The 22,651-nt window shown below is 69.4% G+C and carries 13 protein-coding genes and 1 tRNA gene; 6 read left to right on the top strand and 8 right to left on the bottom strand.

Annotation, left to right across the window (positions count from 1 at the left end):
• Nucleotides 1-7 precede the first annotated feature (7 nt).
• The gene (locus tag BMH31_RS10850) at nucleotides 8-3,547 is read left to right on the top strand and encodes a PHP domain-containing protein (protein ID WP_099725221.1); all 3,540 of its coding nucleotides are present in this window, start codon (nucleotides 8-10) and stop codon (nucleotides 3,545-3,547) included.
• Between the two features lie 29 nt (nucleotides 3,548-3,576).
• Nucleotides 3,577-4,899: a nicotinate phosphoribosyltransferase gene (locus tag BMH31_RS10845; protein ID WP_199068540.1), complete on the top strand. Its 1,323-nt coding sequence runs from the start codon at nucleotides 3,577-3,579 to the stop codon at nucleotides 4,897-4,899.
• Between the two features lie 126 nt (nucleotides 4,900-5,025).
• On the opposite strand, the gene BMH31_RS10840 is transcribed toward BMH31_RS10845, so the two are convergent.
• From BMH31_RS10840 to BMH31_RS10830, 3 genes are read right to left on the bottom strand one after another with little or no spacing between them, the layout of a single operon-like run.
• A complete protein-coding gene (locus tag BMH31_RS10840) occupies nucleotides 5,026-5,301 on the bottom strand; it encodes a DUF3039 domain-containing protein (protein ID WP_046455647.1) in 276 nt (91 codons plus the stop codon).
• 59 nt (nucleotides 5,302-5,360) lie between these two features.
• Nucleotides 5,361-6,929 (bottom strand): hypothetical protein, encoded by a 1,569-nt coding sequence (locus BMH31_RS10835; protein ID WP_099725223.1) that lies wholly within the window; start codon nucleotides 6,927-6,929, stop codon nucleotides 5,361-5,363.
• Nucleotides 6,899-7,828 (bottom strand): ABC transporter ATP-binding protein, encoded by a 930-nt coding sequence (locus BMH31_RS10830; RefSeq protein ID WP_099725224.1) that lies wholly within the window; start codon nucleotides 7,826-7,828, stop codon nucleotides 6,899-6,901. The genes BMH31_RS10835 and BMH31_RS10830 overlap by 31 nt, the downstream gene beginning before the upstream one ends.
• 105 nt (nucleotides 7,829-7,933) lie before the next feature.
• Between BMH31_RS10830 and BMH31_RS10825 the strand changes: the two genes are divergently transcribed.
• From BMH31_RS10825 to BMH31_RS10815, 3 genes are all read left to right on the top strand, one after another.
• Nucleotides 7,934-8,722 (top strand): ABC transporter permease, encoded by a 789-nt coding sequence (locus BMH31_RS10825; RefSeq protein WP_241898250.1) that lies wholly within the window; start codon nucleotides 7,934-7,936, stop codon nucleotides 8,720-8,722.
• A gap of 1 nt (nucleotide 8,723) precedes the next feature.
• The gene (locus BMH31_RS10820) at nucleotides 8,724-9,470 is read left to right on the top strand and encodes an ABC transporter ATP-binding protein (RefSeq protein WP_199068544.1); all 747 of its coding nucleotides are present in this window, start codon (nucleotides 8,724-8,726) and stop codon (nucleotides 9,468-9,470) included.
• Between the two features lie 67 nt (nucleotides 9,471-9,537).
• Nucleotides 9,538-10,587 carry a glycosyltransferase family 2 protein gene (locus BMH31_RS10815; RefSeq protein ID WP_099725226.1) on the top strand — a complete coding sequence of 350 codons (1,050 nt, stop codon included), beginning with the start codon at nucleotides 9,538-9,540 and terminating at the stop codon, nucleotides 10,585-10,587.
• 36 nt (nucleotides 10,588-10,623) lie between these two features.
• On the opposite strand, the gene BMH31_RS10810 is transcribed toward BMH31_RS10815, so the two are convergent.
• The 3 genes from BMH31_RS10810 to BMH31_RS10800 all read right to left on the bottom strand — a co-directional run bounded on the left by BMH31_RS10810 (nucleotide 10,624) and on the right by BMH31_RS10800 (nucleotide 17,558).
• Entirely contained in the window at nucleotides 10,624-13,041 is a 2,418-nt protein-coding gene (locus tag BMH31_RS10810; protein ID WP_099725350.1) for a CDP-glycerol glycerophosphotransferase family protein, read from the bottom strand.
• Between the two features lie 125 nt (nucleotides 13,042-13,166).
• Nucleotides 13,167-14,900: a trypsin-like peptidase domain-containing protein gene (locus BMH31_RS10805; RefSeq protein WP_099725227.1), complete on the bottom strand. Its 1,734-nt coding sequence runs from the start codon at nucleotides 14,898-14,900 to the stop codon at nucleotides 13,167-13,169.
• Nucleotides 14,901-15,188: 288 nt separating this feature from the next.
• Complete coding sequence (locus BMH31_RS10800; RefSeq protein ID WP_099725228.1) at nucleotides 15,189-17,558, bottom strand: hypothetical protein; 2,370 nt, start codon at nucleotides 17,556-17,558, stop codon at nucleotides 15,189-15,191.
• 250 nt (nucleotides 17,559-17,808) lie between these two features.
• On the opposite strand from BMH31_RS10800, the gene BMH31_RS10795 reads away from it, so the two are divergent.
• Nucleotides 17,809-17,885, top strand: a tRNA-Met gene (locus tag BMH31_RS10795).
• A gap of 331 nt (nucleotides 17,886-18,216) precedes the next feature.
• Here the strand turns inward: BMH31_RS10795 and BMH31_RS10790 are convergent.
• Both BMH31_RS10790 and BMH31_RS10785 read right to left on the bottom strand, forming a co-directional pair.
• Entirely contained in the window at nucleotides 18,217-21,249 is a 3,033-nt protein-coding gene (locus BMH31_RS10790; protein WP_099725229.1) for a UPF0182 family protein, read from the bottom strand.
• A gap of 68 nt (nucleotides 21,250-21,317) precedes the next feature.
• Complete coding sequence (locus BMH31_RS10785; protein ID WP_158234973.1) at nucleotides 21,318-22,481, bottom strand: S16 family serine protease; 1,164 nt, start codon at nucleotides 22,479-22,481, stop codon at nucleotides 21,318-21,320.
• Nucleotides 22,482-22,651 lie beyond the last annotated feature (170 nt).

The raw sequence follows: 22,651 nt of genomic DNA, 5'->3' as shown, positions 1-22,651 counted from the left end.
AGCGCACATGAAATGGGACAATTCTCGACGGGAGTGGAGTGAGCTCGAACGCATCCTCTCGGCCCGGCCTCCAGCGCACGCACGCGGGCACGACGCCATGCTCACTCCGCTGCAGAGACCGGAACCGGCCGATGGATCAGATCCACCGCGAACGGCGCCGAACGAACGAACCGGCGATGCGGGAGCACCTCAGGCGATGCCTCAGGCATCCGTGCCGTACGCGGAGCTGCATGCGCACTCCCATTACAGCTTCCTCGACGGGGCGAGCTCGCCGGAGGCGCTCATCGCGGAGGCCACCAGGCTCGGCCTCACCGGCATCGCGATCACCGATCACGACGGTTTCTACGGCGCCGCTCGATTCGCCGAGGCCGCGCGATTCGCAGCTGCACCGCTCGACACGGTGTACGGCGCGGAGCTCACCATCGGGCTCGATGCACCCCAGTTGGGAATCGCCGACCCGGGAGGCACGCACCTGCTCGTCCTCGCGAACGGCGTCGACGGCTACCACCGCCTCGCGGGGGCGATCACCGAGGCTCAGCTCGCCGGCGGGGAGAAGGGGCGCCCGCGCTACGACCTCGATGCGCTCGCCGAGACCGCGAACGGCGAATGGACCATCCTCACCGGGTGCAGAAAAGGCGCGGTCCGTCAGGCGATGGAATCCGCCAGCACTCGGGAAGCCGGCGACACCGCGGCCGCCCGGGCCCTCGACGACCTGATCGCCAGGTTCGGTCGCGACCACGTCCTCGTCGAACTCACCGACCACGGGCTCCCCGGCGACGACGTCCGGGTCGACCGCCTGGCCGCACTCGCCTCCGCGACAGGAGTCGCGACCGTCGCGACCGGGGCCGTCCACTACGCACGCTCCGACCATGCCCAGCTCGCGGACGCCATGGCCGCGATCCGTGCACGACGCAGCCTCGACGAGATCGACGCGTACCTGCCCGCGACCGGTGCCGCTCGGATCCGTTCCGGCGCCTCGATGCTCCGCCGGTTCGCCGGGCACACCGACGCGGTGACGCGCACGGCGAGCATCGCCCGTCAGATCGGGTTCCCGCTCCGCACCGCCCGGCCGAAGCTCCCCAAGCTCGACGTGCCCGAAGGCCATACGCAGATCAGCTGGCTCCGTGAACTCGCCTGGCGAGGTGCCGCTGAACGGTACCGGCTGCCCGACCCCGAGGTCGAGGACCGGCTCGAACGCGAGCTCGCCGTCATCGAACGGCTCGATTTCCCCGGGTACTTCCTCATCGTGCACGACATCGTCCAGTTCGCCAAAGGGCGCGGCATTCTCTGCCAAGGGCGCGGCTCCGCGGCGAACTCGGCGATCTGCTTCGTGCTGGGCATCACCGCCGTCGACTCGGTGCTCTACAACCTCCCGTTCGAACGGTTCCTCTCCAGCATGCGCGAGGAAGAACCCGATATCGACGTCGACTTCGATTCCGAACGCCGGGAAGAGGTGATCCAGTACGTCTACGAACGCTACGGCCGACGCAACGCCGCCCAGGTCGCGAACGTGATCAGTTATCGTCCCAAGAGCGCCGCGCGGGACGCCGCGAAAGCGCTCGGCTACACACCGGGCAAGCAGGATCTCGAAGCGCTCCCACCGGATGTCGCCGGCCTCGCGGAGCAGCTCAGGAAGACTCCACGGCACCTCGGAATCCATTCGGGAGGCATGGTGCTCACCGAGCAACCCGTCGGCGAAGTCTGCCCGATCGAACACGCCCGCATGCCGGGTCGTACCGTGCTCCAGTGGGACAAGGACGATTGCGCCGCCATGGGTCTCGTCAAGTTCGACCTCCTCGGACTCGGCATGCTCGGCGCGATCCGCATCTCGATGGATCTCGTGGCCGAAGCACTCGGAGAACGCTGGACGCTCGAGACGATCCCCAAAGAGGAAGCCGGCGTCTACGACATGCTCTGCCGAGGCGATGCCATCGGTGTCTTCCAGCTCGAGAGCCGCGCCCAGATCAACACGCTCCCCCGGCTGCTCCCCCGACGCTTCTACGACCTCGTCATCGAGATCGCCCTGATCAGACCGGGTCCGCTGCAGGGCGGCGCCGTGCACCCGTACCTCCGGCGCCGGGCCGGCACCGAAGAAGCCGATTACCCGCATCCCAAGCTGAAGCCGGTGCTCGAACGCACGCTCGGCGTCCCTCTCTTCCAGGAGCAGCTGATGCAGATGGCCATGGCGATCGGAGACTGCGATGCCGAGGACGCCGATCTGCTGCGGCGCTCCATGGGCTCGAAACGCGGCACCGAGCAGATGAACACGCTCAAGGACAAGCTCCTGGCGGGCATGAAACGCAACGGGCTCGGCCCCGAGGAATCCACGCGCATCTACGAGCAGATCGAGGCGTTCGCCAACTTCGGGTTCGCCGAGAGCCACTCCATCAGCTTCGCGCTGCTCGTCTACGTCAGCGCATGGCTCAAGCTCCACTACCCGGCCGCGTTCCTCGTCGGCCTCCTCCGGGCGCAGCCCATGGGCTTCTACGCTCCGCGCACTCTCGTCGAAGACGCGCGCCGCCACGGTGTCCAGGTCCGCCCGGCCGACGTGCAGCGGTCCGAGGCCCACGCGTCGCTCGAACCGCAGGGCACCGGGCAGAAAGAGGCGCCCTCGAAGAACGCGCACCCGCAGAACGCACACCCTCAAGACACGCAGCCCGATCCGACGCACCGAGCCGCTCCCAGCGGCCCGGACAGCCCGATCAGCCCCGGCAACCCAGACAGCACCAGCGGCATCAGCCCGAGCGGCCCCGCGTCGTGCGCCAGCGCGGATCAGCCGCCGGTTCCGCCGTTCGTCCGAGGGGCCGCCGACGATTCGGGTCGGCATCGCCGAGACCGTCCTTTCGCCGTCCGTCTCGGGCTCTCCGGTATCCAGGGCATCGAGACCGCGGTCGCCGAACGGATCGCAGCCGCGCGCGCGGCAGGCCCGTTCCTCGATCTCGCGGACCTCGCTCGGCGTGCCGATCTCGATCGCAGACAGCTCGAGGCCCTGGCCTCCGCCGGAGCCTGCGCCGGCCTCGGCGTGGACCGCAGGGAAGCGCTCTGGAGCGCCGGCCCCGCCGCGGACAACCGGGATCGCTACCTGCCCGGGGTCGCCGTGCACGTGCAGCCGCCGCTCCTCCCGCTCCTCACTCCGGAGGAGCAGACCGCGCTCGACCTCTGGACCACCGGCGTGATCGGCGAATCCCAGCACCCCCTCGCACTGCTTCGCGATCGCCTCGACCGGCGCGGCGTCATCCGTTCCGACCGGGTCAAGCAGCTCCCACCTGGGAGGTTCGTCGCGGTCGCCGGTATCGTCACGCATCGCCAGCAGCCGCCGACCGGTGGCGGCGTGGTCTTCCTCACTCTCGAAGACGAATCCGGCACCGTCAACATCATCACGTGGGCGGATGTCTGGCAGCGGTTCCGCACCGTCGCGCGCGCTTCACCGGCCCTCATCGTCTCGGGGCCGCTCGAACGCTCGCCCGAGGGCGTCGTGAACGTCGTCGCCGCCGAGTTCGAACCGCTCCCGGCCCCGCAGGCGGTCTCGTCACGGGACTTCCGATGACGCGGCGGACCCGGCGATATGCTGGCGACGTGACTCCTTCAACGGCTCTCCTCACCGATCGCTACGAACTCACCATGGTCGACGCGGCGCTCGCCTCGGGCACCGCGCACCGGCGCAGCATGTTCGAACTCTTCGCCCGCAGGCTCTCGGGCGGTCGACGATACGGCGTGGTCGCGGGCACCGGCCGGCTCCTCGAAGCGATCGAGCAGTTCCGATTCACCGACGCCGAGCTCGACTGGCTCCGCGCGGAGGACTTCCTCCGGCCCGAAACCCTCGACTGGCTGGCCGACTACCGGTTCACCGGCAACATCTGGGGATACCCCGAGGGCGAAGTCTTCTTCCCGGGCTCCCCCATCCTCACCGTCGAATCCGGCTTCGCCGAGGGGGTCCTGCTCGAAACGCTCGCGCTCAGCATCCTGAACGCCGATTCCGCCGTCGCGACCGCGGCATCCCGCATGAGCCACGCCGCGAACGGCAAACCCCTCGCCGAGATGGGATCGCGCCGCACGAGCGAGCGCAGCGCCGTCGCCGCAGCACGCGCCGCCTACATCGCCGGGTTCACCGCCACCTCCAACCTGGAGGCGGGACGCAGCTACGGGATCCCCACCATGGGCACCGCAGCTCACGCCTTCACCCTGCTCCACGACAGCGAACAGGCCGCGTTCGAGGCCCAGATCGCCGCGCTCGGCACCGGCACCACCCTGCTCGTCGACACCTACGACATCGAACAAGGCGTGCGCACCGCGATCGAGGTCGCCGGAACCGACCTCGGAGCCGTCCGCATCGACTCCGGCGACCTCCCCGTGGTCGTCGCGCAGGTACGCGACCTGCTCGACAGCCTCGGCGCGACCCGGACGAAGATCACGGTTACCAACGACCTCGACGAATACACCGTCGCCTCGCTCGCCTTCTCCCCCGTCGACAGCTTCGGAGTCGGCACCTCCGTCGTCGTCGGCTCGGGAACCCCGACGCTCGGCATGGTCTACAAGCTCGTCGCACGCACCGACGACGCGGGCGACTGGGTCTCCGTCGCGAAGAAGTCCACCGACAAGGCCTCCGTCGGCGGGCGCAAGAGCGTCCGCCGGGTATTCGACGCGACCGGTCGCGCCCAGACCGAACTGATCCTCCTCGGCGACGGACCCGGGGGCGAGCCCGAGGGCGCCGACCTCACCTCACCGAACCGCGAGGTACTGGTCCCCCTCGTCGTCGACGGGACCGTGCAGGCCGGTTTCACCGGCTCCGCCGGAATCGCCGCAGCACGGGAACGTCACACCCGCTGCGTCGCCGAACTGCCGCCGATCGCGATGCGCCTCACCCGCGGAGACCCCGCGATCGAGACCGAATACCGCTGAACCGGACGCACCGCGCGCACGCGCGGGAGAACGCACGAAGGGCCGTCCATCCGGATCGGATGGACGGCCCTTCGTGCGCCTGAGACCGGAGGCCCCGCGGATCCGAGCAGACCCCGCGCTCTCCGATCAGTCCTTACGCATGCGCTCGTACACGCGCTTGCAGTCCGGGCACACCGGGAACTTCTCAGGATCGCGCGACGGCGTCCACTTCTTCCCGCAGAGCGCGCGCACTGGCTTCCCGGTCATCGCGGACTCGAGGATCTTGTCCTTCGGAACGTAATGCGAGAAGCGCTCGTGATCGCCGTCCTCGACCTGGTCCTGGTTCAGCAGCTCCTCGAGCTCACGGTCCAGCACATCGGTGCCACCGGCCGGAGAGGAGTCGCCGCGCGTGAAGATACCCATGCGACGATTCTACGCGGCGAGGCCGAATCGCCGCTGCGAGTTCCGCGTCGCCATCGCGCTCAGTCGAAGACCTGTGTCGCGGCAATGAGCTCGGGGCCCCGGCGGTCGAAGATCTTCCCGCCGAGCAGGATCCCGAGTCCGAGGATCGCGGCACCGTAGACGACGCCGAAAGCCAGAGCGCCGAGGTTCCACGCGGGGGTCACGTCGACCAAGGCGACGACCGCGATCCACACCGCGGGCACCGAGAACACCAGCGCGGCGATCATCGACAGCGTCTGGGACAGCCCGGAACCCGAGCCGGACCACTGGGGCTGAGCGAACGGGCTGTCGCCCGGGCGCGTGGTCGGATACGGGATGAGCACGGAGAACACGCTCGAGACGCCGCACGTGACGAACAGCACGGCGAGGTTCATGCCGATCACCGCGGGAAGCACCCGCCACTCTCCCATGACCGTGACGGTCACGGTGGAGCCGATCAGCGCGACCGGCAGTCCGATCAGCAGCACGGGAGCGAGACGTCCGCGGCGATCGTCGCGGCCGGCGATGCCGCTGGCGACATGGCTCCAGATCGCGGTCGAATCCATGGCGACGTCGTTGTGCAGGGACCACGCCAGCAGCAGCAGGATCACGGGCAGCGGCACCGCCGCGAGCGTGCGCAGATCCGCACCCGCGACCCAGAACGCGAGGATCATCAGGATCGGGACGAAGGGGATCGCGGAGAGGCCTACCCGGTAGCGGGGGTCGCGGCTCCAGTAGGTGAGCACGCGTGCGGCGATGACGGAAGCGGGCTTGGCCGAGAAGCGTTCGAACCAGCCCAGGCCACGTCGCGCGATCGCCGGGTCGGCCGGTCGTTCGACCGACTGGAGGGATGCGCGCACGATCGGGAACCAGACCGCGAGCAGCACGATCACCGCGGCGAGCAGGACGCCGAAGTGCAGGAGGGCGGCACCGAGGTCCCCGTTCGCGGCCTGCTGCGCACCCACGAACGCCGCGCCGAACGGCGACCAGCCGAGCGCCCGTGCGGCCGCAGTGGTGCTGCCTTCCGGTGCGCCCGAGATCGCGGTGATGCCGAAGAACGCGAGCGGGAGCAGCGCGATCAGCAGGACCGTTCCGACGACCCGCAGCACACCCCCGCGATCGTGTCCGAACCAGAGCTTCGAGAGCGCTGAGGAGACCCGGGTCGCGGTGACCGCGAACAGATACGCGAGCACCAGCCCGAGCACCAGAGCCCAGACCGGCTGCTGCCACTCCGGCCGCAGGACGGCGAGCGCCACGAGCCAGACCAGGAGCAGGATCGCGGGCCAGGTCAGCACGGTGCTGAACAGCAGCGCGGACGCGATGGAGCCCGGACGTGCCGGAACCGAGGCGAACTGCCGCGGCTCGAGGTGCCCGCGGTTCGCGAAGAAGGGGACGAGCAACGCCGCGCCGAGCAACGCGGAGCCGATGAAGACATCCAGGTCGGCGCGTGCGGCCGCCTCGGGCAGGATCAGCGTCGGCAGCCAGGCGAGCGCGACGGCTGCCGCGACGGCCAGCAGACCGACCAGCACCGCCCGGAACCCCTGGGCCGCGGACCCACGGAACGCGGATCCGAGCAGCGTCAGACGGAGTCGGAGGAGCCGTGCAGCCACTGCAGTCCCTTCTCTGCGCCGGATTCGCCGGTGAGGTGCGCGAATCGCTCTTCGAGGCTCATGCCGTCGCGGACTGCGTCGACCGTGCCCTGAGCGATCACGCTGCCGTCGACGATAACCGACACGTGGTCGCAGACGCGCTGGATCAGGTCGAGGCTGTGGCTCGACATGATGACGCTGCCGCCGCCGGCCACGAACTTCTCGAGGATGTCGGTCACGTTCGAGGCGGAGACCGGGTCGATCGCCTCGAACGGCTCGTCGAGCACCAGCACCTCGGGAGCGTGGATCATCGCACAGGCGAGACCGATCTTCTTCTGCATGCCTGCCGAGTAGTCGGAGACGAGCCGGTCCATGGCCGACCCCAGGCCGAAGGCCTCGGCCAGTTCGGCGGCGCGCGTGGCGACCGCGTCCTCGCGGACGCCGTTGAGGATGCCGATGTAGTAGAGCAGCTGCGCCCCGGTCAGGCGGTCGAACAGACGCAGTCGATCCGGGAGGGTGCCGATCAGCCGCTTCGCGGCGGGACCGTCGGCCCAGACGTCGATGTCGTGCACCGTGATGCGACCGGACGTCGGACGGTTCAGTCCGCTGATCATCGAGAGCGTGGTCGTCTTGCCCGCGCCGTTGGGGCCGACGATGCCGGTGAAGGATCCCGCGTGCACCTGGATCGAGACGTCGCTCGCCGCGGCGACCTGGCCGTAGTTCTTGGTCAGCACCTCGGTGCGGAGCACCACCGGGTTCTGCGCGGCCAGGCGTCCGCGCTCACGAGCGCGGACGATCGACGGGACCGGGACCTGGATGCGACCCGTACGCGGAGCAGCATCGTTCACCGATGTATCGGCGGCTGCGGTCTCGGCGGAGCCGGTGTCGACGCGGGCAGCCTCGACCGGCGCTTCTGGCATGGAGGACGGGGAGTTCGACGGCACCTGCCTAACCTACCAAACCTCACCATGCTCCGACTCACAGCCGAGTCCCCGGTTCGCGCCATCACCCGGCAGAATGTTCGTGTGCCCTCCGCAGCGAATCCACCGAAACCCCGCGCCGTCGCCTGGCGATCCCTGCGCCTGCTCACGCAGCGCGACCTGAAGGTCCGCTACGCGACCTCGCTGCTCGGCTACCTGTGGTCGATCCTCGACCCCCTGCTCATGAGCCTCATCTACTGGTTCATCTTCACCCAGATGCTCAAGCGAGGGCTCGGCGAGGACCCCTACATCGTCTTCCTCCTGTGCGCGATGCTCCCGTGGGTCTGGTTCAACGGCGCCATCTCGGATTCCACACGGGCGTTCCTGCGAGACATCAAGCTCGTCCGTTCGGTGGCGCTCCCGCGGTGGATCTGGGTCGGGCGCATCGTCTGCTCCAAGGGCGTCGAGTTCCTGCTCAGCCTCCCCGTGCTGATCGTGTTCGCGGTGTTCTCGGGCGCGCACGTGGGGTGGCAGATCGTCCTCTTCCCGGTCGGTCTGCTGCTGCTCGGAACGCTGATCCTCGGACTCGGACTGCTCATCGCGCCGCTGACCGTCTTCTTCCGCGACCTCGAGCGCGCGACCAAACTGGTCCTGAGGCTCCTCTTCTACGCGTCCCCGATCATCTACGGAGCGAGCGACCTGCCCGAGGCAGTGCGCCCCCTCGCCTGGATCAACCCGCTCTCGGGCATCTTCTCCCTGTTCCGCGCCGGGTTCTTCCCCGATCAGCTCGACTGGGCGCTCGTCGGGGTCTCCGCGGCCCTCACCGCGGTCGCCCTGATCGCCGGAATCCTCGTCTTCCGCCGCACCATCGGCGGCGTCCTGAAGGAGCTCTGACGTGACCGACACGGACTCCCCCATCATCGTCGCTTCGAATCTCGGCGTCCGGTTCCGCCGCAATCGCGGTGCCCGGCGCAGCTTCAAGGACCTCCTCTCCGGCGGTTCCCGCAGGCGTGCTCCGAGCGAGTTCTGGGCGCTGCGCGACGTCTCCTTCTCCGTGCGCGCGGGCGAGGCGATCGGCGTCGTCGGCCGCAACGGACAGGGGAAATCGACGCTGCTCAAGCTCGTCGCAGGCGTCCTCCTGCCCGACGAGGGACGCGTCACCGTGAACGGCGGAGTCGCACCCCTCATCGAGATCACCGGAGGATTCGTCGGGGATCTCACCGTCCGCGACAACCTGCATCTGACCGCCGGCCTGCACGGCCTCAGCCGCAGCGAGATCGCGGACCGCTTCGACGACATCATCGATTTCGCCGGCGCCGCGGACGTGCTCGACACGCCCTACAAGCACCTGTCCAGCGGCATGCAGGTGCGGGTTGCGTTCTCGCTCATCTCGCAGCTCGATGAACCCGTTCTGCTCGTCGACGAGGTGCTCGCCGTCGGCGACCGCGCGTTCCGCGAGAAGTGCTACCGACGCATCGACGCGCTGCTCGCCGAGGGGAAGACGCTCTTCCTCGTCTCGCACAGCGAGCGGGATCTGCGCCGCTTCTGCTCGCGCGGGCTCTACCTCGACCGCGGTGCGCTCCGGCTCGACGGCCCGATCGACGAGGTGCTGAAGCGCTACAACGAGGACCATCCCGCATGATCGACCCTCGGGCCCGTACCGGGGGTTCCGCCAGCGAATCCGCCTCAGCGCGTGCGAGGATCGACGGATGACCGTTCCTCGCGCAGCGCTCCCCGCTCTCCCGGCGGTGAGCTTCGTCATGCCCGTGCTCAACGAGGCCGAGTACCTGGAGCCCGCCGTTCGCACCGTGCTGGCGCAGGAGTATCCGGGCGAGAAGGAGATCGTCCTGGCGCTGGGCCCCTCGACGGACGGGACCACCGAGATCGCCCGTCGACTCGCGGCCGAGGACCCTCGCGTGCGGCTCGTCGACAACCCCGATCGGGACATCCCCGTCGCGCTGAACCTCGCCATCGCGGCGAGCCGCCATCCGGTCGTGATCCGGGTGGACGCGCACTCCGAGCTCACGCCCGACTACGCGGCACGGGGCATCGAGTCCCTCCGCGAGCAGGACGCCGACAACGTCGGCGGCATCATGCGCGCGGCCGGTCGCGGCGCGGTGCAGAGCGCGATCGCCCGCGGCTACAACAGCCCCTTCGGCCTCGGAGGGGGCGCTTATCACGGCGACGGTGCGCCCGGGCCCGCCGAGTCCGCCTATCTCGGGGTGTTCCGACGCGACGCCATCGAACGAGCCGGAGGCTTCGATCCGGGGATCCGCCGCGGCGAGGACTGGGAGCTCAACCTGCGGATCCGCCGGACCGGCGGACGCATCTGGTTCGATCCGCGCCTGCAGGTGACCTACTGGCCCCGCGCGAGCTTCGATGCGCTCGCGAGGCAGTTCTTCGCGACCGGCGCCTGGCGCGCGGTGCTCGTCCGCAGGTACGGCAGGGCCAACCCGTGGCGCTTCTTCGTCCCCGGGGCCCTGGTGCTGGGAGTGACGGTGGATCTCGTCGTCCTCGTGCTCCAGTGCTGCGGGGTGCTCCCCTGGTGGTCGCTCTGGTCGGCGCTGCACCTCGGCACCCTGGGCTACCTCGCGGGAGTGCTGCTCGGCGTCGCGCGCATGCCCGAGCAGCGCGGGTTCCGCGATCGCGTGCTCTCGTTCCGCACCCTGGTGACGATGCACTTCAGCTGGGGTGCCGGGTTCCTCAAAGGAATCCTGTTCGGTGGTGGCCGAACGGTCGACCGGTCGCGCACCGAATAGCCGCGGCAGGTCGGCCCACCGACGCGTCCTGCCGGATCAGCCCAGCGCGCCCCGCTGAACGAGGGCGTCGACGACCCGCGCCGCCGCTTCTCCGTCGTCGTGCGGCACGAAGGTCGCGCACCAGTTCTCATACCGTTCGTTCACGCCCAGCACCCAGTCGGCGTCGGCGCCTTCGGCCTCGATCTCGCGGGCGCGGTCGACGACCTCGTCCCTCCGCGTGAGCAGCGGCCCCGGAGCCTGCGCCTCGAAGTCGAAGGTGAATCCGCGCTCCCGATCGCGGTAGGACGCGAGGTCCGGCACGAAGAACGCCATCGGAACCCGTGCGACGGCGGCGTCGAACATGAGCGACGAGTAATCGGTGACCAGCAGGTCGGCGGCCAGCAGCACATCGTTGACATCCGGATGCCGCGAGACATCGAGCACGCGGGGGTGCTCGACCCCGTAGCGACCGAAGCCGTGCGTCCGGGTGTGCCCCCGAGCCGCCACGATCCAGCCCTCGCCGAGGTCGTCGGCCAGCGCCCGCACGTCCAGTTCGTCGACGAGCGCGGAACCCGAGTCGCGCCAGGTCGGCGCGTAGACCAGCACGCGCGCACCCTCTTCGATGCCGAGCACCCGGCGGGCCCGATCCACCGCCAGCGGGATCCTCGCGCCGCCCGCGACGGACGCGGCGAGCCGGTCGTCGCGCGGATAGCCCGATTCGAGGATCTCGCCGCGGAAGGCGTAGCTCTCGCGGAACTGCTCGGTCGAGTGCGGATTCTGCGACAGCATCATGCTCCACCGGCGGCTTTCGCGCCGGATCGCGATGCGGGTGCGGAAGGAGACGTTCGGGCGTCCGAGCGCGAGATGCTTCAGCATGGTGCCGTGCCAGGTCTGCAGCACGGTCTGGTGGCGGCCCCGCCGGAACCGGAAGCGCAGCCAGTCGTTGACCACGAGCAGGCGCGCGCGGCGTCGGGCGGCGAACCAGTCGGCGGATCCGACCAGCAGCGGTGTCGCACCCGCTGGGACCACCTGTCGTTCGCTCGTGACGCTCCAGTAGCGCGGCGCCTCCGGGAAGCGGATCGCGATCTCGCGGTCCAGAGCGAGCGGATTGCAGGTGACCTGACGGCCGTAGAAGCTCTCGAAGAACGCTGCGCCTTCGGGGATCCGCTCGGCGTCGCTAGCCGAGAGCCGCAGCGCTGCGGCGAGCACTCGCGCGGCCGCACCGCCCTCGGGGTGGGCGTGGAATCGTTCGGCGAGCGCGCGGCTCGCGGCGACCGCGCCGCGCCGCGCCGGGGCGTCCTCCGGGAGCACTTCGGTGAGCCGTTCGAGCGCTTCGTGCCAGGTACGTTCGACACGGCCGCTCGAGGTCACCTCGAGCGGCTCGTAGAGTCCGCGGGTCGCGGCGTACGCCTCCAGATCCGGCGCGAACCAGACGATGGGGCGCGAGAGCAGCGAGAAGTCGATCGCGATCGAGGAGTAGTCGGTGATGACCGCGTCGAAGGCACCGAGGAGCGGCGTGATGTCGCGCACGCGATCCGCTCCGAGCTCGTGGATCCTCCCGCCCAGCGCGTCGGCGTAGGCGCCGGCGCCGAGCGGGTGGGAGCGGATCACCAGGTTCGCGCCGAGACGCTCGAGCGTCTGCCGGATCGTAGCCAGTTGCGACTCGTCGGGGATCGCGGGATCCGGTTCGCCGTCCCGCCAGGTCGGCGCATAGAGCACCAGCTGACCGGACGGGCCGTTCTCGCTTCTGATGCCGGGCTCGCTATCGGCGCTTCCGGCGCTGCTCGCAGTGCGCGCGTCCCGCAGCAGGGCGAGCACCCGTGCTCGCGCGTCGGCCGCCGCCGCAGGGTTCCTGCGCTGCTCGGCGAGCGCGTCGTCCCGGGGATCGCCGAGTACCTGCACGCGGCCGGGGTCGACGCGGAACGCCGACCGGAGCCGTTCTGCGGATTCGATCGAGCCCGCGACGTAGATCGCCACCTGTTTCGCGCCGGCTTCGTACATGCGGCGGAGCAGGATCCGGACCGGCGCGGGTCCGCCGATCCGGGTCGTGACCGGTGAGTCGAGGTGGAGTCGCTTCAGCGGGGCACCGTGCCAGAGCTGGATGATGCGTCCGCCGAACACGCCGAATCGGTTGGCGTCGCCGAGTCCGTGGGTCACGACGATGCGGCCGGCGCGGAGCGTGGCCCAGAAGCCGTGTCGTCCGCGTCGGGGCACCGGTTGGAAGCCTTCGGCTTCGGCGAGCGCGGCTTCGGCGCCGTCTGCGACGAGCCAGACGATCCGCGCGGTCGGGTCGGTGCGTCGGAGTTCCCGGGCGAGCGCGAGTGCGCCCTCGCCGACGCCGATACCGCTGCCGAATACCCAGAGTGAGGCGATGCGCGGGATGAACCAGGAGAGCAGGAGCGAGCTCGCGTACTTGGGTATCGCGAGCATCTTCTCGAGGTTGCCCCTCGCGAAGCCGAATCCACCGCTGCTCATCTGCTCCACTCTAGCCGCCCGGTGCACACGCGATCCTTCTGCGCGCCCGGTGCGCGCCGAAGGGGCGGTCGCTCGGTGCGACCGCCCCTTCGTTCGAGTCGGGTTCCGCGTGCGCGGTGAGGGGCTCAGTACTTGAGCGTGCCGAGCGTCGCGGTGGTCTCCTCGGACTTCCCGTTGCGGATGTACTCGAGCTTGACCTTGCTTCCGCCCTCGTGCATGCGGATCAGGCCGGACACGGAGGTCCCGGACGAGGCGGGCACGCCGCCGACGGAGGTGATGATGTCCCCGGCCTTGAGGCCGGCCTTGTCGGCCGCGCTGCCGCTTTCGACGGAGCGGACCAGCCCGCCGGCGTGGCTCGCGTCCCCGGAGGGGTCGGACACCGACGCTCCGAGCAGGCCGTGGCTCGGCTGCTTGCCGTCGATGAGCGCATCGGCGACGCGGGTGACCAGGTTCGATGGGATGGCGAAGCCGAGGCCCACGCTGCCGGCGGTCTGCTGGTCGCTGCCGTTCGAGGCGATGGCCACGTTGATGCCGATCAGCTGTCCGTCTCCGTTCAGGAGCGCGCCGCCGGAGTTGCCGGGGTTGATCGAGGCGTCGGTCTGGATGACCGGGAGGGTCACCGTTCCGCCGGAGGACTGCTGCTGGCTCTGCTGACCGCCGTTCGATCCGCCGTTGCTCCCGGACCCGCCGTTGCTGCCTCCCTGGCCCGGATCCTGGAATCGGAAGTCCCAGGGGAAACCGTTCCCGTCGTTGGATCCCCCGTTGCTCCCGGACCCGCCGTTGCTGTCGGATCCGCCGCCCTGATCCGGGGACTGCGTGTTATCGGGGATGAGCGGGCTGCCGACCGAAATGCCTCGGTTGAGCGCGCTGATCACACCGCTGGTCACGGTGCTCGCGAGGTTCAGCGGGGCGCCGATCGCGACCGTCATGTCGCCGACGTTGAGCTTGTCGGAGTCGGCAACCTTGATCGGGGTCAGGTCGGTGGCTTCGACCTTGACGACCGCGAGGTCCGCGTACGGATCGACACCGACGATCTTGCCGGCGAGGATTCGACCGTCGCTGGTCATGACGCGGATCGTGGGGTTCTTGCCGGCCGCGCCGTCGAGCGTGACGACGTGCGCGTTCGTGATGATGTAGCCGTCGGCACGGTAGACGACGCCGGAACCGGATCCCTGCGAGGAACTGCCGGAGACTTCCAGCGTCACGACGCTCGGGGTCGCGACCGCGGCGACACCGGAGACGTTGGTCGCGGTGTTCCCGTTCTTGAGGGTGAGGGTTCCACCGTGGCTGCTCGTGCTGGCCGAGTCGTTCGAGTTCGCTGCCACGACTGCTGCGGCTCCGCCGCCGACGAGACCACCCACGAGCGCTCCGATCGCGAGCCCGGCGAGCAGTGCGCCGCTGCGCCCGCGGGCCTGCTGGGGAGCCGCGACGGTCTGAGGCGCGGCGTGCTGCCCGGCCGCGTACTCGGGCGTCTGGCCGAACGCGGCACCGGACTGCTGAGCGAACTCGTGCTGGCCCTCGGGCTGCGCGGCGTACGCGCCGGCTGCGCTCGGGTAGGGAGCGGCGGCCGGAGCACCCTGCGGGTACGTCTGCGCCGCAGGCACGCCGTACTGCTGGGCGACGGGCTGCTGGGGCAGGGTCTCGGGAAGCTGCACGGTCGGCTGGGTGGCCTGCGGGAGCGCCTGCTGCGACTCGGCCGCGGACACCTGCTCGGCGGGCTGCGCCTGCTGCTCGGGCGAGGTCGGCTGCGCTGCCGTCGCCTCGTTCGAAGCGCCCGGTGCGGGCACCTGCGGCACGCCGCCCTGCGGGGCCTGCCCGGACGGAGTCTGTGCGGGCTCGTGTTCAGGAGTCGTACTCATTTGGGGGTTCCCTTCTCGATGCACCCAGACTGCCCACCAATCCTATGAAATTGGCTTGTGCATGCTCCATAACCGCCCCGAACGGTTCGACACCGGGCGCGGGTCGCATCCACGACCGGATTCCAGGGTCGGAACTCCCGCCCGCTACCGGTGCCGGGCGGAACTTCCGCCCGGCACCGGCATTCGTCGGGGCCTGCGTCGATCATCGGGTCTCGATCATCGAGCCCGAGGGTCCGAGCCGAGTCCGACCGTCGAAGCTCGACCGTCGGAGCTCGACTCCGGAGCCGCTCAGGGCGATGCCGGACTCGCTTGGCTCCTCCGACGGACGCCGCGGCGACGCCGCGCGGTCAGAAGGACCAGGATCACCGCTCCCAGGATGAGCACCGATCCGATACCGGCCGCGGCCAGGCCGGGAGCAGCGCCCGTGCGAGGCAGCGCATCCGGTCGGCCGGCGGTCGGCGGCTCCTCGGCTTCCGCGTCGATGTTGGTCCGCTCGGCCGCCAGCCCGCATTCACCGCGGTGCAGTTCGACGCGCGGGGCACCCGGTCCGTCGCCCGGAACAGTGGCCGTCTCCACCCAGTACCCGGTACCAGCGCTGCGGGCGTTGAGCTCCGGAGAGTCGAACCGGCCTGCTGCGGCGATCGGAATCGCCGCGGTACGTCCGACCGGCTGGGCGAGGCAGCGTGCCTCGGCGCTCAGCGTTTCGAGTTCGGAAGCGCTCCAGCGCAGGACCGTTCCGCTCGCGTCGCGCTTCGGGCGCCAGCTCTCATCGAACTTCGGTTCTCCTGCACTCGGTTCCAGGTAGAACGTGAAATCGATCTCGGTCCCCGCCGGCACGGTCCCCTCGACGATCGCCCGATCGCGAATCCCCTCGCCGACCAGCGACTGCGCCTGGGCCTCGGTGCGAATGCTCGGGAGCGCGATCTCCGCGGTCTCGTCCGGAACTCCGTAGTCGTCGCACCAGGCCTCGAACGCACCGACCGCGCGAGGATCCTGGTCCTCCTGCCGCAGGCACGCCTGCACGGTCACCCAGCCGCGGGTCCCGTGCGGGAGTTCCATGGGCTCGCTCTCGACCGTGCCCGGCCCGACGACGGCGACGAGGGCCGTGGCGAGCTCGGGGGCGGCCGTCGGCGGCTCCGCACGCCGTTCGGGGCGATGCTCGCTCCCGTACGCGGTGAGGCGGATCTTCGCGGGAATCCGGTGGCCGGCGTCATCCCGCAACCAGACGCCGTGCTGCAGCTCAACAGTGACGCGATCGCTGATCGTTCGCCGATCCCAGCTCAGCCCGTCCGCCGAGATCCGAGTCCCCCAGCGCAGGGCCGTGGCTACGCGATGCTGTTCCTCGGGCACTCCGAACCGATCCTGGAACCGGTAGTCGGGGTCGATCAGCCCCACCGTCCTGATGCTCTCCGGCTGCCGCTCCCCTCGGATTCGCCAGACCCAGACGTAGTAGCCGGACTCGTCGGGCGCAGAGTCCGCGGAGGCCTCGTACTCCCCCGGGCCTCGCGAGGCGAGCAGTTCGGCTCGAGCCGCGACGGGCGCGCCGTCGGGAACCCGTTCGGTTTCGGCTGGGGCCTGCGCGAAGGGCCCGTAGACCGTGCCCTCCGCCCGAACCGGAGCGTGCTCGATTCCTCCCTTCCGCATGCGCCAGGGCCAAGGATTGCTCCCCTCGGCGATCCCGAGCGTCACGGTGTCCGCGAAGCGATCCCGGTCCCGGGTCAGGTCCACCTGCTGCACGCGCGTCGTCAGCACGGGTTCGAAGCGTTCATCGTGCTCCAGGGATGCAGGTTCGAAGCGCCCGTCGGTCCGTGCCTCACCGGGACCGATCCCGGCACCGAGCCGCTGCTGCGCGTCGACCGTCGGCGGGTGCAAGCGCAGCGAATCCGGCCACTGCCTGCTCGTTCGAGTCCAGGTGCCCTCCGCGGTGACGGTCCGCGTGCGTTCCCACCCTTCGGAGTGCAGGTCCACTCGCCAGGCGACGGTTCCGGCCGCACCGCCGGCAATCGCTCTCGTCGTCGAGCCGTCACCGAATCGGGCGCCGGCGATGGTGACCGATGTCGTCCCGCTCGGATACGCGAGCTCGCCGCTGCGGAATCCGTCGTCCGCGCGAAGAGTCAGGGTGCCGGGCGCCTCGACCCGCACCGGAACCGCATTGGCGACGGCTTCGCTCGCCAACGCACGAGCTCGTTGGACGATGTCCGCCGCACCGTGCGCTTCGGCCCAGGAGAGGTGGTGCCGCATCCAGGCGTCGGTTCCCGGGTCCGGTCGGACCAGCCACACCGCGAGCTGCACGGCAGCGGCGGCACGAGGTTCCCGGGTTCCGCCGTGCACCGACAGCAGGTAGTTCATCCGGCGAATGACTTCCCCTCCGGCTGCAGCGCTCGATACCGCGCCGGACCATCCCGTCGGGTCGAACGACGTCGTCCAGAAACCAGGAAGCTCGGTGACGATCGCCGGTTCTCGTTGAGCCCCGTTCGGCATCCTGCCTCCGGGTTCCAAGCAGTAGACGATCTCGCCGTTCGACGACCGGAAGTTCCCGAGCTCCCAGCCCGCGATGGACACGACATCGGCGGTTTCCGCCGCCTGCGCTGCGGGAGCCCGGTCGATCGTCAAGAAGGTCAGCAGCAGCGCGAGCACGAGAATCCCCACCGCCAGCACGGCGGCGGCCTTTCCCGGAGGAGTCCGGCCGAGAACGGGAGCACAGATGCTCGGCGGCGGAACCGCGCGTATTCGGGGAGTCGGTTGCATGGGTCTCCTTTCGCGGCGGGGGATCCGCCGGGCGACCAGGATGCGCAACGATCCGCTCGGCACGGGCGCTATCCACATCAGATGCAACACGCCCGGGATGCGGCCTTTCGTGCCCCGACTTGCCTTTCGCGCAGACCGGGGTTAAAGTTAATTCTTGTGCCGCGGGGTGGAGCAGTTCGGTAGCTCGCCGGGCTCATAACCCGGAGGTCGTAGGTTCAAATCCTGCCCCCGCAACCATGAGGAGGGCCCTGATCAGGTGTTTACACCAGATCAGGGCCTTCCGCCTTTTCCAGGGTCTCTTCTCGCACGCCGGATCGCACGGCTCAATCTGCGTGCCCTCTCGGACTGGGCCATCCCGTTCACGTCCCTGCGCGCACGCGGTTCGCTGAGCGATGCACGAGCGACTCGCGGAGGAACCCAGGCAGCTCGTCACCCGGGAAACGATCGAGCGGTGCGTTCACGCCCGGTGTGCGGGACTAGAGCGCCTCGCCGATGCGCCGCAAACGCGAGGAGCGGTCGACCCCGGCTTCCCGGGCCCGACCGCTCCTCGCGTCTCAGCGCGGCCGACCTACTTCTTGGGTTCCGCCTTCAGCGCGGCCTCGAGCGCCGCCTTGAGCTGCGCGTCAGCCTTGCCGTAAGCCGTCCAGTCACCGGCCTTCATCGCCGCGTCGCGGTCCGCGATCGCCTGCTTCATCTGCGCCAGCGCGGACTGCAGAGCGGAGTCGCTCCCGCCGGTCGAACCGGACCCTCCCGAATCGGTTCCGCCCGAGGAACCGCCGGATGAGCCCCGACCCCCGTTGTCAACGGGGGTATCGCCGTCGCCCGCACTCGCACCCGAGTTGCCGCCGAAGAGGCTGTCGAGCGCAGCATCGAGCGTGTCCTCGAAGGCGATACGGTCGCCGAAGGAGACCAGGACCTTCTGCAGCGTCGGGAAGCTGGTTCCCGACGAGGCCTTCACATAGACCGGCTGCACATACAGGAGTCCCCCGCCCATCGGCAACGTCAGCAGGTTGCCGCTCAGGACCTGGCTCTCGCCCTGCCGCAGCAGGTTGAGTTGACTCGACACCCCGGAGTTGGTGGTGAAGCTGTTCTGCACCTGGCCGGGCCCGGGGATGGTGTCGCCCTTGGGCAGCGTGAGCAGCTTGAGCGTGCCGTACCCCTCTGCGATCTTGCCCGGGGTCGATCCCGCGTTGGCGTCGGCCGCGAGGTATCCGGTGAGGATCTCTCGCGAGTTCTCCTTACGGGACTTCGGAATGTACGTCGAGTAGATCGAGTACGTCGGAGCCGCCTTCGCGCCCGCGGACAGCGTGAGGTAGTACGGAGGCTGCCTCGTCACCGAGTCGGGCTCGGGCACCCCTGCGGCCGCACTCGACGTCGCGGTCGTCGTGGAGCGCTGCTGCTGAGCGGTCTTGGCCACCGGGTCGTCGGGGGTACGCCAGGCGTCCTCCGCCGAGTAGAACGCGCCGGGGTCGGTCACGTGGTACGTCGCGAGCATCTCGCGCTGCACTTTGAACATGTCGCTCGGGTACCGCACGTGGCTGAGCAGGTCACCGCTCATCTTCGACACGCTGGTGAGGGTACCCGGGTAGACCTTGCCCCATGCCTGCAGGACGGGGTCCTTGTCATCCCACGCGTAGAGCTTGACCGAGCCGTCGTAGGCGTCGACCGTCGCCTTGACGGAGTTGCGGATGTAGTTGATCCGCTTTCCGAGCTCATTCGAGTTCTGCGAGTGGACGTCGGACTTCAGGTTGGTCATGTCGGACATCTGGGAGTACGGGTAGTCGGCCGAGGTCGTGTACCCGTCGACGATCCAGACGACGCGTCCGTCCACCACGGACGCGTAGGGCGCGGTGTCCAGGGTCAGATAGGGCGCGACCTTCTGGACTCGGGTCACGGGGTTACGGTCGTACATGATCTGCGACCCCTCGACCACGGAGCCGGAGAGCAGGATCTCCATGTCCTGGAACTTCAGCGCGTAGATGAGGCGGGTGAAGAGCCCGTCGAGCTTCGGCCCGCCGTCACCCGAGAAGGTCGTCAGGTTCTGGCCGCCCTTCTGCTCCTTCGCGTCCGCCGCCTTCGTGTCACCGGTCTTGCCGCTCTCGGCCGACTCGGCGTTGCTCTCGGCGTCGGCCGGGTAGTCGACCTCGATCGGCTTGTCGTGCTTGCCGCCGACAATCGAGTAGGTCGGCGAGTTCTGCCCGAAGTACACCCGGGGCTCGAAGGTGCCGAGCTTGCCGCTGGTGGGGATGCCGCTCTCGAGGAACACCGGCTCACCGCTCGGGGAACGCTGGTTGCCGTAGGCCGCGACGAGACCGTAGCCGTGGGTGTACACGAGGCGCTGGTTGTACCAGCCCTGTTGGTCGGACACGTCGATGTCGCGCACGGCCGAAACCGTGTCTTCCACCTTGCCGTCGATGGTGTACCGGTCGACGCTCAGCGGGTTCGGGAACTTGTAGTACTGCTTGCTCTGCTCGAGCTGCGCGAAGGTCGGCGAAACGATGGCCGGATCGATGATGCGGATGTTCGAGGTCGCGACGGCGTCGTTGCGGAGCGCACCGGCCTCGGCCGTGGTCTTCGCGTCGTAGTACTCGGTCTGGACCTTGTCGATGCCGTAGGCGGCACGGGTCGCTTCGATGTTCCGGCCGAGGTACTCGGCCTCCAGGCGCTTCTCGTCGGGCTTGACCTGGAGCGTCTGCACGCCCCAGGGGTAGCCGACGCCGATCACCAGCGCGGTGACGACGAACAGGGCGGTGCCGATCACGGGCAGACGCCAGCGCCCGGTGAACGCGGTGATGAGGAAGAGGATCGCGATGATGATCGCGATGCCGGCGAGGATCTGCTTGCCCGGGATGACCGCGAACGCGCCCGAGTACGTTGCACCGGTGAAGCGGCCGCTGTCGTCGGTCAGCGTGCGGTACTGATCGAGCCAGAGGCTCAGGCCCTGGAGCAGGAGGTACAGGCCCGCCAGGATCGCGGACTGCACGCGGGTCGCCTTCGAGATGCGGGTGTCGCGCCCGGAGAACGCGATGCCGCCGTAGAGGTAGCTCGTCACCGCGCCCGCGATGAGGCAGATCAGCACGACCGCCGAGGCGAAGCCGACGACTCCCTGCCAGACCGGCAGATCGAACATGAAGAAGGAGATGTCGATCCCGAACTCGGGATCCTTGGTGCCCACCGGCGAAGAGTTCAGCCAGAGCAGGACGCGCTCCCACGACGCTGCTGCGGTGGCGCCCGCGAAGAGGCCGATAACAGCCGGAAGCACCCATTTGATCACCCGGCGCAGGGGCTCGACGAGCTCCTGATAGCGGTCGAGCTGCGCGGTGAGGCGCGCGTAGACCGGGCGCTTCCGGTAGGCGATGTCGATCGCGAAGAACACCGGGACGGCCATGCCGAGGAACCCGACGAGGAACATCGCGGCGGTGGCGATCCACTGAGTGGTGAACACCGAGAGGAAACCGAGCTGCTGGTACCAGAGCACCTCGGTGGTGACGGAGGCGACCGCGAGGAACGCCAGGATGAGGATGACGACGAGCGCGATGGTGATCGCGATCGGAGAAATACGGCGGCGCCCGGTCGTGTTCGGGGCTGTCTGATCGGTCACGTGTGATCTTCCGGTCGAAATCGGGCAGATGCTTGAATTCCGGACAGCCTACCGGTCGCCCCTGACACTCAGCCTCCGGATACCGCGCAGCGCTCCGATACGGTCGGGGTTGGCTTGCCCGCGGCGGCGGCCTGCACGGCCTCGAGCGCCTCCGTGAAGGTCGAGACCGGAACCACTCGCAGGTTCTTCGGAAGCGAGTTCGGCAGATCGGCGCAGTTCGCGACGGGGAAGAAGAACAGGTCGGTCCCCGCGCGCTCAGCGCCCGCGAGCTTCTGCGGCAGCCCGCCGATCGCTCCGACTGTGCCCGACTCGTCGATGGTTCCGGTCCCGCTCACCCGCAGTCCCCCGGTCAGGTCGCCGGGCGTCAGCTTGTCGTAGATCGCGAGAGCGAAGATCGTACCGGCGCTCGGCCCGCCGATCCCCTCGACCTCGACCCGGACCTTCACCGGGATGTCGAACCGGGATCCGGCCAGGATCCCGAGCTGCGGCGAGGATCCCGAGTCCATCTCACGCGGTGTCACGCGCACCGTCTTCGATGTCCCATCCCGATCAATCACGAGCGCGACCGAGCCGTCGGCCCGCTGCAGCCCGCTCCGGAGCTCGGTGAGGCTCGTCACCGATCGCCCGTCGATCGAACGGATCACATCTCCGTCCTTGAGAATCCCCTCGGACGGCCCTCCGTCGACCACCCGACCGACCACGAGTTCGGCGGGCACCTCCCGTCCGAGCGCGTTCAGCGCCGCCACCGTGGCCAGATCCTGCGATGAGGTCATCAGGGCGGCGTTGGCCTCGTCCCGCTGTTCCGCGGTGGTGCCCTTCGGATAGATCTGTTCCAGGGGCACCAGCTCCTGATTCGGATCGAGCAGCGCCGGCAGCAGGGAGAGCCAGGAGTTCGGCTTCTGCGGCGTGCCGACCAAGGTCACCGTCAACAGGTTGAGCGTCCCGGAGGTCGGGTAGGTCTTCTCCCCCGAGATCGTGAGCAGCGGCGTCCCCTTGCCCCCGCCCTCGACGGTACCGAGCGTGTCGACGACGGGCCCCGGACGCTCGATCGCATAGGGCGACGGGATCACCGAGGCGAGGAGGACGAGGACCACCGCGGCCGCGACGGCGTAGAAGAGCGCGCGCCCGCTGCGTCCGCCCTCGGGACCGCGCAGATCGGTGTCATGGAACGCGAACGATCCGGCGCGGGCGCCTGCTCGCTCTGCGGCGTGGGATGGGGATTCTGCGGGCACTGCGCCAGAGTAGCCCGTCGAGCCCATGCGCGGACTGAGCATCGGCCGATCATGATCCGAGCGCCGGGAACGTTCGCGGTGGGCGCAAAGGAATCCCGGGGAAAACCGCGGATTCCCCGGACGATCCCGGCGGCCTTGCCCTACCGTTGTGGTAACACCAGGAGGTCGGC

This window comes from Leucobacter sp. OLIS6 (assembly GCF_002752355.1).
Classification (GTDB): domain Bacteria; phylum Actinomycetota; class Actinomycetes; order Actinomycetales; family Microbacteriaceae; genus Leucobacter.
The sequence above is the reverse complement of the archived record's forward strand: the minus strand, read 5'-3'. Positions and strand labels throughout refer to the sequence as shown.